11 protein-coding genes are annotated in these 13476 nt (G+C 60.0%); 7 read left to right on the forward strand and 4 right to left on the reverse strand.

Annotation, left to right across the window (positions count from 1 at the left end; translation table 11 throughout):
* Positions 1 to 350 precede the first annotated feature (350 nt).
* Both ACWKV5_RS29435 and ACWKV5_RS29440 read left to right on the forward strand, forming a co-directional pair.
* Positions 351 to 1631 carry a serine/threonine transporter gene (locus ACWKV5_RS29435; RefSeq protein ID WP_483844125.1) on the forward strand — a complete coding sequence of 427 codons (1281 nt, stop codon included), beginning with the start codon at positions 351 to 353 and terminating at the stop codon, positions 1629 to 1631.
* 94 nt (positions 1632 to 1725) lie between these two features.
* Complete coding sequence (locus tag ACWKV5_RS29440; protein WP_483844126.1) at positions 1726 to 3378, forward strand: SulP family inorganic anion transporter; 1653 nt, start codon at positions 1726 to 1728, stop codon at positions 3376 to 3378.
* Between the two features lie 181 nt (positions 3379 to 3559).
* Here the strand turns inward: ACWKV5_RS29440 and acnB are convergent, their stop codons facing one another.
* On the reverse strand, positions 3560 to 6160 hold the full coding sequence (gene acnB, locus ACWKV5_RS29445) for a bifunctional aconitate hydratase 2/2-methylisocitrate dehydratase (protein WP_483844132.1): 2601 nt from the start codon (positions 6158 to 6160) through the stop codon (positions 3560 to 3562).
* 407 nt (positions 6161 to 6567) lie between these two features.
* Here acnB and ACWKV5_RS29450 point away from each other — a divergent pair, with 407 nt between their 5' ends.
* Complete coding sequence (locus ACWKV5_RS29450) at positions 6568 to 7038, forward strand: DUF1289 domain-containing protein (protein WP_265045023.1); 471 nt, start codon at positions 6568 to 6570, stop codon at positions 7036 to 7038.
* A gap of 104 nt (positions 7039 to 7142) precedes the next feature.
* Here the strand turns inward: ACWKV5_RS29450 and ACWKV5_RS29455 are convergent, their stop codons facing one another.
* Complete coding sequence (locus tag ACWKV5_RS29455) at positions 7143 to 8003, reverse strand: universal stress protein (RefSeq protein WP_483844127.1); 861 nt, start codon at positions 8001 to 8003, stop codon at positions 7143 to 7145.
* Positions 8004 to 8165: 162 nt separating this feature from the next.
* On the opposite strand from ACWKV5_RS29455, the gene ACWKV5_RS29460 reads away from it, so the two are divergent.
* A complete protein-coding gene (locus ACWKV5_RS29460; RefSeq protein WP_046032069.1) occupies positions 8166 to 8774 on the forward strand; it encodes a MiaE family protein in 609 nt (202 codons plus the stop codon).
* Positions 8775 to 8910: 136 nt separating this feature from the next.
* Here ACWKV5_RS29460 and ACWKV5_RS29465 read toward each other — a convergent pair whose 3' ends face one another.
* A complete protein-coding gene (locus tag ACWKV5_RS29465; protein WP_483844128.1) occupies positions 8911 to 9399 on the reverse strand; it encodes a GFA family protein in 489 nt (162 codons plus the stop codon).
* A gap of 37 nt (positions 9400 to 9436) precedes the next feature.
* On the reverse strand, positions 9437 to 9832 hold the full coding sequence (locus tag ACWKV5_RS29470; RefSeq protein WP_483844129.1) for a PaaI family thioesterase: 396 nt from the start codon (positions 9830 to 9832) through the stop codon (positions 9437 to 9439).
* Between the two features lie 261 nt (positions 9833 to 10093).
* On the opposite strand from ACWKV5_RS29470, the gene ACWKV5_RS29475 reads away from it, so the two are divergent.
* The 3 genes from ACWKV5_RS29475 (at position 10094) to ACWKV5_RS29485 (ending at position 13303) form a co-directional block, all read left to right on the forward strand.
* Positions 10094 to 10978 carry a LysR substrate-binding domain-containing protein gene (locus tag ACWKV5_RS29475; RefSeq protein WP_046032072.1) on the forward strand — a complete coding sequence of 295 codons (885 nt, stop codon included), beginning with the start codon at positions 10094 to 10096 and terminating at the stop codon, positions 10976 to 10978.
* Between the two features lie 100 nt (positions 10979 to 11078).
* The gene (gene aguA / locus ACWKV5_RS29480) at positions 11079 to 12203 is read left to right on the forward strand and encodes an agmatine deiminase (protein WP_483844130.1); all 1125 of its coding nucleotides are present in this window, start codon (positions 11079 to 11081) and stop codon (positions 12201 to 12203) included.
* Positions 12204 to 12205: 2 nt separating this feature from the next.
* Positions 12206 to 13303: an extracellular solute-binding protein gene (locus ACWKV5_RS29485; protein ID WP_483844131.1), complete on the forward strand. Its 1098-nt coding sequence runs from the start codon at positions 12206 to 12208 to the stop codon at positions 13301 to 13303.
* The last annotated feature ends 173 nt before the right edge of the window (positions 13304 to 13476 follow it).

Raw genomic sequence — 13476 nt, forward strand, 5'->3', positions numbered from 1 at the left:
TGCGTCAACAGTCAGAATCGAGCCTAGTCCCTCCTCCTCCCTTCAAGTCCTACCATACAAGCGAGCCTGCTCGCGAAAGCGGTGGTCCAGTCGACATTGATGTTGAATGTCAGTCAGCCTTCGCGAGCAGGCTCGCTCCCACAGGGGATGTGTGTGGGGCAGAAGGATTTACAGTCTCCCGCGTAACGTCCTGAAAACTGATGCGCACAACCATTCTTCAGCTAAGTCTTTGCTTCTGTTCATTAATCCCGGACAATCGCGCCCCTGTTTCGACCAGGGCGCTGCCTGTCGGGTTTTTCCGACTCGTCCTGGCCGGGTAGCAACTGACCGGAATGCGGAGATCCCACCGGATGAATGATCAGGCCAATAGCGTCGACAAACGCTATGTAGCGGCGGCACCAGCAACGCTTGAGAGCTGGAATCGTCATGACACCACCTGGATGCTGGGCCTGTTTGGCACGGCCATCGGGGCCGGCACGCTGTTTTTGCCGATCAATGCGGGGCTGGGCGGTTTCTGGCCGTTGCTGATCCTGGCAGTGTTGGCGTTCCCCATGACTTTCTACGCACACCGTGGCCTGACCCGCTTCGTGCTGTCCGGACGCGAAGGCGCCGACATCACCGAAGTGGTGGAAGAACACTTCGGCATCAAGGCCGGTGCGTTGATTACCTTGCTGTATTTCTTCGCGATCTTCCCGATCCTGCTGATTTACAGCGTGGCGCTGACCAACACCGTGGGCAGTTTCCTTGAGCATCAACTGCACATCATGCCGCCCCCGCGCGCGGTGCTGTCGCTGGTGCTGATTCTCGGCCTGCTGGCGGTGGTGCGTTGCGGTGAGCAACTGATCGTCAAGGCCATGAGCCTGATGGTCTACCCGTTCATCGTCGCGCTGCTGTTTCTGGGGGTGTACCTGATTCCACACTGGAACGGCGGCATTCTGTCCACCGCCAGCACGCTGCCTGAACCGTCGGCGCTGCTGCACACCTTGTGGCTGGCGATTCCGGTGATGGTGTTCTCGTTCAACCACTCGCCGATCATCTCGGCGTTTGCGGTCGACCAGAAGCGCCGTTACGGCGAACACGCCGAAGAGCGCAGCTCGCAGATCCTGTCCCGCGCCCACCTGCTGATGGTGGTGATGGTGCTGTTCTTCGTCTTCAGTTGCGTGCTGACCCTGTCGCCGGCACAACTGGCTGAAGCCAAGGCGCAGAACCTGTCGATCCTGTCGTACCTGGCCAACCACTTCAGCAACCCGACCATCGCCTTCGCGGCGCCGTTGATTGCCTTCGTGGCCATCTCCAAGTCGTTCCTGGGCCATTACATCGGCGCCAGCGAAGGTCTCAAAGGCCTGATCGTCAAAAGCGGCAAACGCCCGGCACCGAAGACCCTGGACCGCATGACCGCTGCGTTCATGCTGGTGGTGTGCTGGATTGTTGCGACGCTGAACCCGAGCATTCTCGGGATGATTGAAACCCTCGGTGGTCCGGTCATCGCGTCGATTCTGTTCCTGATGCCGATGTACGCGATCCGCAAGGTGCCAGCGATGGCGCGTTATCGTGGACAGGCGTCCAACGTCTTCGTGACGGCGGTGGGCCTGGTGGCGATTACAGCGTTGATCTACTCGCTGACCGCGTGATCGTTCGGCCTGCTCGCGCAGCGCCGGATAGACAGCTACAGTGGCCGCTGCACGTGATACGTGCAGCGGTTTTTTTTCGCCTGGAGACACCGGATTGCCCAGCGCCTCAGCCCAAAATCTCACTGAACGACCCAATCGCTGGCAGGATTTGCTGGCCGGGTTGTCGATAGCCGGCCTGTTGCTACCCGAAGCAGTCGCGTATTCAAGCATCGCCGCCGTCGCCCCGCAGGCCGGGGTGATCGCCTTGTTTGCCGGTTTGCTGTGTTATGGGCTGTTCGGCACCAGCCGTTTTGCCATTGTCTCGGCAACATCCTCGTCGGCAGCGGTGTTGGCTGCCGCCACCGCAACGTTGGCCAACGGCGATCCACAGTTGCGCTCGACGTTGGCCATCGGCCTGGTGCTGGTGACTGGCGCGTTCTTCCTGCTGGCCGGGCTGTTCAAGTTGGGCAGCGTGACCTCGTTCATCGCCAAACCGGTGCTGCGCGGTTTTGCCTTTGGCCTGGCGCTGACCATCATCCTCAAGCAAGTCGCCAGTGTGGTCGGTGTGCACCTGAGCGACGGCAATCTTGTGCGTTTTCTGCCGCAACTGCTGGAGCAACTGCCGCAGTGGAATTGGGTGGCGGCGAGTGTCGCCGCTGTGGCGTTGGCTTTGCTGGTGCTGTTTGCAAGGTTCCGGCGCTTGCCGGGCGGCTTGCTGGTGGTGGTGATCGGCATTGCGGCCAGCCAATGGTTGAACCTGCCGGCGTATGGCGTGAAGTTGATCGGCGTGATCGATTTGAGCCTGGAGGTGCCGAAGCTGCCTGTATTGCCCTTCACGGACTGGTTACGCCTGGGCGAATTGGCCTTTGCCATGGTGATGATCCTGTACGCGGAGTCTTACGGCTCGATCAGTGCCTACGCGCTCAAGCATGGCGACCGCATCTCATCCAACCGCGATCTGCTCGCGCTGGGTGCGTCCAACCTGTTGTCCGGGCTGTTTCACGGCATGCCGGCAGGGGCAGGTTATTCGGCAACCTCGGCCAATGAAGCCGCCGGCGCCACTTCGCGACTTGCGGGTGGCGTGGCGGCGCTGGTGGTGTTGCTCATCGTTTTGACCGTGTTGCCCTTTATTGCCCTGACCCCGGAGCCGATTCTCGCCGCCATCGTCATCCATGCCTTGGCCCGAGGCTTGAGCCTGCAACCGCTGGGACGCTATTTCATCTGGCGGCGCGACCGGTTGCTGGTCATCTGCGCGGTGGCCGCCGTGCTGGTGCTGGGTGTGCTGGACGGGTTGCTGCTGTCAGTGGCAATCAGTGTGGTGTTGATGCTCAAGCAAATGTCGGCGGCGGACATTCAGATCCTCGGGCGCATTGATGGCGGTCACGACTTCGTGGACCTGCAACGCCATCCGACGGCGCAAGCGGTGCCTGGGGTGTTGATCGTCCGGCCGGGGGAGGCGTTGTTCTTTGCCAACGTCGAGCGGATTCTGGGCAGCACGTTGCACTTGATCCGCCATTCGCAAACACCGATTCATTCGGTGATTCTGAGTCTAGAGGAATCGCCGGACCTGGATGGCACCAGTATTGAGGCGTTGCAGGCGTTTTTTGTGCGGGTGCGGGGGGAAGGGAAGCAGTTGGTGTTGGCGCGGCTCAAGGACTCGGCGCAGAACGCGTTGGCGGTGTTGCCGGAAGTGAAGGATACACAGGTGATCCTCAGCGGCCTGAGCGTGGATGGCGCCGTACTTCAAGCCCTCAAGACCAACGCATAACCCTGTGGGAGCGAGCCTGCTCGCGAAAGCGGTGTGTCAGTCGACATCATCGTTGATTGATCCACCGCCTTCGCGAGCAGGCTCGCTCCCACAGGGTTATGCGTTGTTCTGGCCAATCTTGCAGGCATAAAAAAACGCCGCTCATCTCACGATGGGCGGCGTTTTCTATTGCTTTGTAACGTTAGGCTTGAACGACCGGAATGTTGGCGTTCGCAGCAGCTTCACGGAACTCGGCGATCTGGTCGAAGGACAGGTAGCGGTAGACATCGGCCGCCATGCTGTCGATCTTGCCAGCGTATTCCATGTACTCCTCGACGGTCGGCAGGCGACCCAGGATGGAAGCCACGGACGCCAGCTCAGCCGAAGCCAGGTAGACGTTCGCGCCGTCACCCAGACGGTTCGGGAAGTTACGGGTCGACGTCGACACCACAGTGGCGTTCGGCTCCACACGTGCCTGGTTACCCATGCACAGCGAGCAGCCCGGCATTTCCATGCGCGCGCCGGCCTTGCCGTAGATGCCGTAGTAGCCTTCTTCGGTCAGTTGGTGAGCGTCCATTTTGGTCGGCGGCGACAGCCACAGACGGGTTGGAAGCTGACCCTTGACCTGATCCAGCAGCTTACCGGCAGCGCGGAAGTGACCGATGTTGGTCATGCACGAACCGATGAACACTTCGTCGATCTTCTCGCCAGCAACGCTGGACAGCAGACGGGCGTCGTCCGGATCGTTTGGCGCGCAGAGCACAGGCTCTTTGATGTCGGCCAGGTCGATCTCGATGATTTCAGCGTATTCGGCGTCAGCATCGGCAACCATCAGCTCAGGGTTGGCGATCCAGGCTTCCATCGCTTGAGCACGACGTTCCAGAGTACGTGCATCGCCGTAGCCTTCGCCGATCATCCAGCGCAGCAGGGTGATGTTGGAGCTCAGGTACTCGGTGATCGACTCTTTCGACAGCTTGATGGTGCAACCGGCAGCCGAACGTTCGGCCGAGGCGTCGGACAGCTCGAAAGCCTGTTCGATGCTCAGGTTGTCCAGGCCTTCGATTTCGAGGATGCGGCCGGAGAAAGCGTTCTTCTTGCCTTTCTTCTCAACGGTCAACAGGCCAGCCTGAATCGCGAAGTAAGGAATGGCGTGAACCAGGTCACGCAGGGTGACGCCCGGTTGCATCTTGCCTTTGAAGCGCACCAGGATCGATTCCGGCATGTCCAGCGGCATAACGCCGGTGGCGGCAGCAAACGCAACCAGACCGGAACCGGCCGGGAACGAAATGCCCATCGGGAAACGGGTGTGCGAGTCACCACCGGTGCCGACGGTGTCCGGCAGCAGCATGCGGTTCAGCCAGCTGTGGATGATGCCGTCGCCCGGACGCAGGGAAACGCCGCCGCGGGTCATGATGAAGTCCGGCAGGGTGTGGTGGGTGGTCACGTCGATCGGCTTAGGGTAAGCCGCGGTGTGGCAGAACGACTGCATCACCAGATCAGCGGAGAAGCCCAGGCACGCCAGGTCTTTCAGTTCATCACGGGTCATCGGACCGGTGGTGTCCTGGGAACCCACGGTGGTCATCTTCGGTTCGCAGTAGGTGCCTGGACGCACACCGGCTACGCCGCACGCCTTGCCGACCATTTTCTGCGCCAGGGTGAAACCCTTGGTGCTTTCGATCGGGGCATCCGGTTTCTTGAACAGGTCGAACGCTGGCAGACCCAGTTCGGCGCGAGCCTTGTCGGTCAGGCCACGGCCGATGATCAGCGGAATACGACCGCCGGCACGGACTTCGTCCAACAGCACCGGGGTCTTCATTTCGAAGGTGGTGATGACTTCGTCGGTACCGTGCTTGCAGACTTTGCCAGCGTGCGGGTACAGGTCGATCACGTCGCCCATGTTGATGTTGGTCACATCAAATTCGATTGGCAGGGCGCCGGCATCTTCCATGGTGTTGTAGAAGATTGGGGCAATTTTGCTGCCGAAGCAGAAACCGCCAGCGCGCTTGTTCGGCACGAAAGGCACGTCGTCGCCGAAGAACCACAGCACCGAGTTGGTGGCGGATTTACGCGACGAACCGGTGCCGACCACGTCACCGACGTAGGCGATCGGGAAGCCGCTGTTGCGCATTTCTTCGATCTGCTTCATCGGACCGATGGAGCCTTGTACGTCCGGCACGATGCCGTCGCGAGCCATTTTCAGCATGGCCAGGGCGTGCAGCGGGATGTCCGGGCGGGACCAGGCGTCCGGAGCAGGGGACAGGTCGTCGGTGTTGGTTTCGCCGGTGACCTTGAACACGCGCAGGCTGATCTTGTCGGCCAATACCGGGCGGTTCTTGAACCACTCGCCGTCAGCCCAGGATTGCAGCACGCCTTGTGCGTGAACGTTACCGTTCTTGGCGCGTTCAGCGACGTCGTGGAAGGCATCGAACATCAGCAGAGTGTGCTTGAGTTCTTTGGCAGCCACTGGCGCCAGTTCGGCGTCGTCCAGCAGGTTGACCAGGGTCACGATGTTGTAGCCGCCCTGCATGGTGCCGAGCAGTTCTACAGCGCGCTTCTTGTCGATCAGAGGGGATTTGGCTTCGCCTTTGGCGAGGGCGGACAGGAAGCCGGCCTTGACATAGGCTGCTTCGTCCACGCCAGGTGGAACGCGATTGGTGATCAGGTCAGCGAGGAAAGCTTCTTCGCCAGCCGGAGGATTCTTCAGCAGCTCGATCAGGCCTGCAGTTTGTTCGGCGTTAAGCGGCTGGGGAACGATACCCAGTGCTGCACGCTCTTCGATATGTTTGCGGTAGGCTTCAAGCACAGTTATTACCCTCATCAGTGGTCCCAAATGGGTGTCCGGGACGCTCATCCCGAAATTGCCGTACTCATGCGCTGCGTGGCGTTGTGGGCCACTTAGCCAGAATTACCGACAATTCCTTACAGAAGCTGCTTTCAAAGTTTTACGCCTGCAGAACGGGAGCTGATGAGGGTTGGCGTTGGACTTTTCCCCGCTGGAAAAACCCTTCGCCAACACCGCTCTGAAGGAACGACTGTGCTCGTGACGCTTTGAAAACAGCTTCTAACGGACATTGGCGCCTTAAAAGGCTGGCTGATTCTACGGCAAAAAAAATATAAACGTAAGTTAGCCCCTGAACTTTGAGGGGTGATGAATGTTAGACAAAGGGCTAACATGCCGACCTGTTCTGCTTTCCCGTGTTTTGCCTACCTATGCCCAATCAGACCATCAAGACCCCCTGCGTCGGCCTCTGCTCCACTGTTTACGGTGACTTGGTGTGCCGTGGCTGCAAGCGTTTCCACCATGAAGTGATCAACTGGAATGGTTACAACGAGGAGGAGAAGCGCGCGGTATGGCTGCGTCTTGAGCAATTGCTGTCCCAGGTGATGGCCAGCAAGCTGGAGGTTTTCGACTCACAGCGCCTGCGTCTGCAACTGGAGCAACGCAAGATTCGCTTTGTGCCGCATCAGTCGGAGTATTGCTGGGCGTATCAGCTGATTGCCCGTGGGGCGCGGGTGATCAATAACCTGGAGGCGTACGGGATGGTGCTGATGCCGGAGTTTCGTGACTGGAATTTGCCGGAATTGCGTGATGCCATTGATCGGGAATTCTTTTTGCTGTCCGAGGCGCATTACCAGCGGTACATCGCGCCCGGTTTCTTAAAAGACGCCTTCGGCGCCTAAAAGCTTCGCGAGCAAGCCCGCTCCCACACTGGATCTCCAGTGTTCATAAATCCCTTGTGGGAGCGAGCCTGCTCGCGAAGGCGTCAGTTCCGACACCGCACATCTCAATGCTGAGCCAATTCCTCAAGGTGATCCTCAATCTCCTGCGGCTTGAGCACCAACACATCACTCTCCACCGAATCCAGCACCACTTCCGCCGTATTCCCGATCAATGCCCCCGACAACCCCGACCGCGCCACGGTGCCGATCACGGTCACCGCTGCCTGCAGCTTGTGCACCATGAACGGAATCAACACATCCGCCGGACCTTCCTCGATATGCAAATGCGCATCGTCGATGTCGAATTCAGCCTGGAATGACTTGCACTGTTCGCGATAGCGCGCCTCGATGGTTTCCTTGAGCTGGAAGGTCGGATCGGCCGACGACAGCATCGGCGAGGGATGCGCACTGATCACGTGCAGATGCGCCTTGGCCAAACTGGCGATGTCATAGCCGTGATCGACGATAGTGTTGTGCAAGTGGCGATGTTCGAGGTCGGTGTTGCCCACATCAATGGCAGCCAGAATGACTTTGTCTTTCCAGGAACCGGCCGTTTTTACCAGCAGCACCGGCGTCGGGCATTCACGCAGCAGCTTCCAGTCATCCGGGGTCAGCAGCGCCTTTTTCAGCAAACTGTCCGGGTAATGCTGCTTGACCACCAGCCCACAGCCTTCGGCCTGCTGCACGTCAATGATGGTTTGGTGCAGGCTGTCATTCCAGGCCTGTTCGGTGGTGACGCTAAAGCCGTCCGCCAACAAGGCTGCCTTGAGCACGCCCAACATGCCACTGTGATCATGCTTGCGGTCGCACACCAGCAGATGCAACTGCGCCTGAGTCACTCCGGCAATCAGTTTGGCCCGTTTGAGCGCCAGGCTCTCCGAGTGTTCGGGTTCGATGACCACCAGGATGCTGCGAATGGCTTGCATGATCGGGATCTCCATAAACGGCTAAAAAGCACGGCGTTGCACAACTATAGTTGCTGCTCGCCAACCAGGTACTTGATGCATATCAACGGTTGGCGACTGGTGGTCTGCCGGCAGGCCGGTATAATCGGCGCCCTTCGTTTTGACCATTTATCCGTGAGCCCCATGATCCTTCCCGAAATTCACGAGTTCCTCGGCTGCCGTACCCCTGACGGCTGGGTGCAGGCCGCACTGGCCGATCAGGAAACCTTGCTGATCGACCACAAGAACTGCGAATTCAAGGCCGCCAGCACGGCGCTGAGCCTGATTGCCAAGTATCACTCCCACGTCGACCTGATCAACCTGATGTCGCGCCTGGCCCGGGAAGAACTGGTGCACCACGAGCAAGTCATGCGCCTGATGAAAAAGCGCAAGATCGAGCTGCGCCAGTTGTCGGCCGGGCGCTACGCCTCGGGCCTGCGCAAAGTGGTACGCAGCCATGAGCCGGTGAAACTGGTGGATACGCTGGTGGTGGGCGCCTTCATCGAAGCCCGCAGCTGCGAGCGTTTCGAAGCGCTGGTGCCGCATCTGGACGAAGAACTGGGCAAGTTCTACTTCGGCCTGCTGAAAAGCGAAGCCCGGCATTTCCAGGGTTACCTGAAGCTGGCTTACCAGTACGGCGACGCCAAGGACATCGCCCAAGTGATCGACAAGGTGCGCGCGGCCGAGCAGGAACTGATCGAGTCACCGGACGTGGAATTCCGTTTCCACAGCGGTGTGCCTGCTGCGGCGTGATGCTTTTTCAGCGGCAAGCGTTCAAAACGTAAAACCTTCGCGAGCAGGCTCGCTCCCACAGGGGGAACGCATTCCCAATGTGGGAGCGAGCCTGCTCGCGAAGGGGCCATCAGCAACACCACCAATTTGAAATGGCTTAGCGGCTTAATCCCAGCCGTTCATGCCATTCAGCGATGGACTCCTCGGGATATACCTCAAACTGCTTATCCCCCGCATGCACCTCAACCTCCACCCACGGTGCTTTTGAACCGAGCATCAAATGCGTGTGCTCCGGCGGTACCGGCAGCGCCGTGTCGATGGCAGAGGCAAACGGGTGGATCAGCTCCGGCCATTCAGGGCTGAACAGCCACAGTCCCGTCCCGCACAGCGAGCAGAAATGCCGCTCGGCAGTGCTGCTGTGCGCACGTTTATCGCCTTCGTCCTTCATGCGCGCATGGTAGATCGCGATGTGTTTGCGACCGCGTACCTTGAGGCTCCCGGCATCGCCGCCGAGGTTGATCCCGAACCCGCCACCGCCCTGGGTCTTGCGGCAGATCGAGCAATAGCAACGCTGATAAGGGTAGGGGTGGGCGCTGTTCAAACTGAACGTCACCGCACCGCAATGGCAGGAACCTTCGAGTTGCATGGCAACCTCCGACCGGTCTGGGGTTTATCCAGACAGACTAGACCGGCACCAGAATCGCATCACCCGTCGCCACCAGTTTGAGTTGATCACCGCTCTGGGCAAACAGCTCGGCGCGGGCGAATACCTGTTTCTTGCCGGCCTTCACCACTCGACCGCGAGCGAAGAACACTTCACCGACAGCGGGTGCCAGGCAGTTCACCGAGAAGTGTGAGGCCAGCACGTTGCCGGCGACCGTACCCGCGGCAAAACCGCACGCGGTGTCGAGCAGCGCACCGATCAGGCCAGCGTGCAGGAAGCCTGCATATTGCGCCATATCGGTGTCGCGAAAAGCCATGGTCACCTCGGCTTCACCGCTGGCGGCATGGGTCACTTCGAATCCGGCCCAGCGGTTGAAGGCTGAGGTTGAGTTGATCTGTTTGAGTGTGTCGAGCATGGCGAATCCCTCCGGTTGAGGCACCAACATGCGCCGGGTCTGGAGGGAAGTCATGGTGGATAAGGGAGGGTGATGGGGCGGTGGATCTGTGGTGAATGTGCTGGCCCCTTCGCGAGCAGGCTCGCTCCCACATTGGATCTTCGGTGTTCACAAAATCCCTGTGGGAGCCGAGCTTGCTCGCGATGAACGATAACGCGGTCCCGCTGGACGCCCGCAAATAGCCAAGGCAGCATGGACGCCTTCATCTTCAAGGCTGACCTCATGCGACGATTGCCTTCCTTAGCCGCCCTGCGAACCTTCGAATGCGCGGCCCGCCACGCGCATTTCGGCCGTGCCGCCGCCGAGTTGTGCGTTACCGACAGCGCCGTCAGCCATCAAATCCGCCAACTCGAAGAACACCTCGGCGTTTCGCTGTTCATCCGCGAAGGCCGACAGATTCGCCCGACCATGGCCGCCGGCCGACTGATGCAAAGCCTGCAGCAAGCCTTCGAACTGATCGGCGATGCCTGCGATGAGCTGCGCGATCCGTCATCGCTGGCGGTGTTGCGCCTCGCCGTTACCGCCGAGCTGGCGCAAAAGTGGCTGATGAGCCGGCTTACGGATTTCTACGCGCGGTATCCGCACATCACCCTGCACCTGTACGAGCAACCGATTGACGGCACGGCGCCGGGTGAAGACATCGACCTGGCGATCACCTACGGCACCGGTCCGGTGGACAGCAGTGCGTACTTCGTCAGGCCCTTGCCGGCGTTGCAGTTCTTCCCGGTGTGCAGCCCCGGCCTGTTCAATCAGGGCACATTGAAAACGCCGAAGGATCTGGCGCGGCATTGCCTGCTGCACGACGATCAGGACGGCAAGACCTGGACCGCCTGGCTGACCAGTCATGCCGGTGATCAACGCCCCGAACGGCAGCTGTATTTCGCTCACGCCGGTCTCGCGCTGGAAGCCGCGGCCCAAGGGCAGGGCGTGGCCATGGGCGATAACCTGACTGCGCAGGAAGATTTGCTCAGCGGGCGCCTGGTCCGGCCTTTCACCTCGAGCATGACTGCCCTCGGCCAATACGCGCTGGTGTGCGAGCGGGTGCGGCTGGAGCGTCCGGCGGTGGCGCAGATGCTGGAATGGTTCAACGATCAGTTGATCGATTGATGAGTTGAATTCAACTATTCCGAAATAATCATCGTTGGCGAGGACGGCGCCAGCGACCTTAGCCTGTGGTCATTCCAATCCCCGCTGATGAGGTTTGACCATGGCACGTTTGCTCGATTCCACCCCCAAGCAAGACGGTTTCCGTTTGCCCGGCGAATTCGAAACCAAGTCCGGTTGCTGGCTCGGCTGGCCGGAGCGCACCGACGTCTGGCGCAACGGTGCCAAGCCTGCGCAGAAAGTCTGGGTGCAAATCGTCACGGCGATCTCGCACAGCGAACCGGTCACCGTTTGCGCCTCCGCCGCGCAGTTCGCCACCGCCCGCCGCCAGTTGCCGCCGCAAGTGCGCGTGGTGGAGATGACCTGCAACGACACCTGGTTCCGCGACAGCGGGCCGTGCTTCGTGGTCAATGACCACAGCGGCGAAGTGCGCGGTGTCGACTTTGAATTCAACGCTTACGGCGGTCTCGACGGTGGTTTGTACTACCCGTGGGACAAGGACGATCAGATCGCCAGCAAAATCCTCGAAATCGAACGCTTCGACCGCTATCGCGCACCGCTGATCGCCGAACTGGGCGGCATCCAGAGTGACGGCCAGGGCAGCATCCTCACCACCGAACAATGCCTGCTCAACCGCAATCGCAACCAGCATCTGGGCAAAGAAGAAGTCACGCGGCGCCTGACCGATTACCTCGGTGCCGAGCAAATTATCTGGCTGCCTCGGGGCTGCAAATTCGACGAAACCGACGGCCACGTCGATGACCTCGCGTGCTTCGTGCGCCCCGGCGAAGTGGTGCTGCAATGGACCGACAACCGCGATGATCCGCAGTGGGAAATCTATCAGGAGGCCTACGACATCCTGCGCAGCACCCGCGACAGCCGTGGCCGAGAGTTGATCGTGCACAAACTGCCCCAACCGGACGTATTGGAGTGGACCGCCGAAGAAGCCGAGGGCCTGGACCAGCAAGACAGCACGCACACGCGTCAGGCCGGGACGCAAATCTGCGCGTCGTACATCAACTACTACGCCGGCAACACCTCGATTGTGGTGCCGCTGTTTGGTGATCGCAACGATCAGGCGGCCATGGCGACCCTCGCCGAACTGTTCCCGCAGCACAAAATCGTCGGCATCGAAAACTCCCGGGAAATCCTCCTCGGTGGCGGCAACGTGGCGTGCATCACCATGCCTCAATACGCCGCGCCTGCCAGTAACAAAAAGGGAGTATGAACATGGGCCTGCACAAACTGACTCAAGCGTTAATGCTGGTGCTTGCACCCCTGTGTGTGCAGGCCGCCGACACCGTTAAACCGGTGGTCAACCTGTACATCTGGGGCGAGTATCTGGCACCGGATACCCTGACCAATTTCGAAAAACAAACCGGCATTCATGTGGTTGCCGATCACTTTGATTCACTGGAAACCGTCGAGACCAAATTGCTCACCGGTCGCAGCGGTTATGACCTGGTGTTGACGGCGGGGCAGCATTTGTCCCGCGCGATCCAGAGCGGTGCGATCCAGACGCTGGACCGCAAGCAAACGCCGCACTTTCAAGGCGTCGGCGAGGAGTTCCGCCAGCACATGGCGGTGTTCGATCCGGGCAACCGTTACGCCGGCATCTATGCCTGGGGCACCACCGGTGTCGGTTACCAGGAAGAGGCGGTGAAGCAGCGCCTGCCCGACGCGCCACGGGACAGTTGGGCGATGCTGTTCGACCCGGCCGTCGTGTCGAAATTTGCCGATTGCGGGGTCAGCTTGCTCAACGATCCCAACGAAGTGTTCGCGGCGGTCATGAAGTACATGGGCCTGGACATCAACCGCCAGAACCTCGATGACCTGAAGCTCGCTGAGCAGCAATTGGCGAAGATCCGCCCGTATATTCGCTACTTCGACAATGACCTGAACATCAGCGACCTGGCCAACGGCAACACCTGCGTGGCGATGTCGTGGAATGGCAACGTGGCCATCGCGGCGGGGCAGGCCGAGGCGGCGAAGAAACCGTTCACGTTGAAGTACCGGATACCCAAGGAAGGCACGTTGATCTGGTTTGACGCCATGGTCATTCCCAAGGATGCGCCACACCCCGAGGCGGGGCTGGCGTTGATGGATTACCTGATGACACCAGAAGTGATCGCCCCGATCACGGACACCATTCACTACGCCAATGCGATTACGGCGGCGGACGGGTTGGTCGATCCGGCGATTCGTGATGATCCGGGGACGTATCCGTCGGCGCAGGTGAGGGCTTCGCTGTATAGCAAGAATGACAATGGGAAGGTGTTTAATCGGGCGTTGATTCGGGCGTTCAGCCGGTTGAAGTCGGGGTTGTGATTGGCTTGAGGGATGCGTCGTACTTTCGGACGTCTTCGCGAGCAGGCTCGCACACATTGGAATGCGGTTGGCTGTGGGGGATGAGCTGGGCAGGGGTTGATGGGTTGTTTTTGCTGGCCTCTTCGCGAGCAGGCTCGCTCCCACATTGGAATGTGGTTGGCTGTGGGGGATGA

Source organism: Pseudomonas oplopanacis, assembly GCF_057128725.1.

Coding starts and splice junctions, on each gene's coding strand:
- ACWKV5_RS29435 (WP_483844125.1), top strand. CDS start 351: ATGAATGATCAGGCCAATAGCGTCGACAAACGCTATGTAGCGGCGGCA.
- ACWKV5_RS29450 (WP_265045023.1), top strand. CDS start 6,568: ATGCCCAATCAGACCATCAAGACCCCCTGCGTCGGCCTCTGCTCCACT.
- ACWKV5_RS29455 (WP_483844127.1), bottom strand. CDS start 8,003: ATGCAAGCCATTCGCAGCATCCTGGTGGTCATCGAACCCGAACACTCG.
- ACWKV5_RS29460 (WP_046032069.1), top strand. CDS start 8,166: ATGATCCTTCCCGAAATTCACGAGTTCCTCGGCTGCCGTACCCCTGAC.
- ACWKV5_RS29465 (WP_483844128.1), bottom strand. CDS start 9,399: ATGCAACTCGAAGGTTCCTGCCATTGCGGTGCGGTGACGTTCAGTTTG.
- ACWKV5_RS29470 (WP_483844129.1), bottom strand. CDS start 9,832: ATGCTCGACACACTCAAACAGATCAACTCAACCTCAGCCTTCAACCGC.
- ACWKV5_RS29475 (WP_046032072.1), top strand. CDS start 10,094: ATGCGACGATTGCCTTCCTTAGCCGCCCTGCGAACCTTCGAATGCGCG.
- aguA (WP_483844130.1), top strand. CDS start 11,079: ATGGCACGTTTGCTCGATTCCACCCCCAAGCAAGACGGTTTCCGTTTG.
- ACWKV5_RS29485 (WP_483844131.1), top strand. CDS start 12,206: ATGGGCCTGCACAAACTGACTCAAGCGTTAATGCTGGTGCTTGCACCC.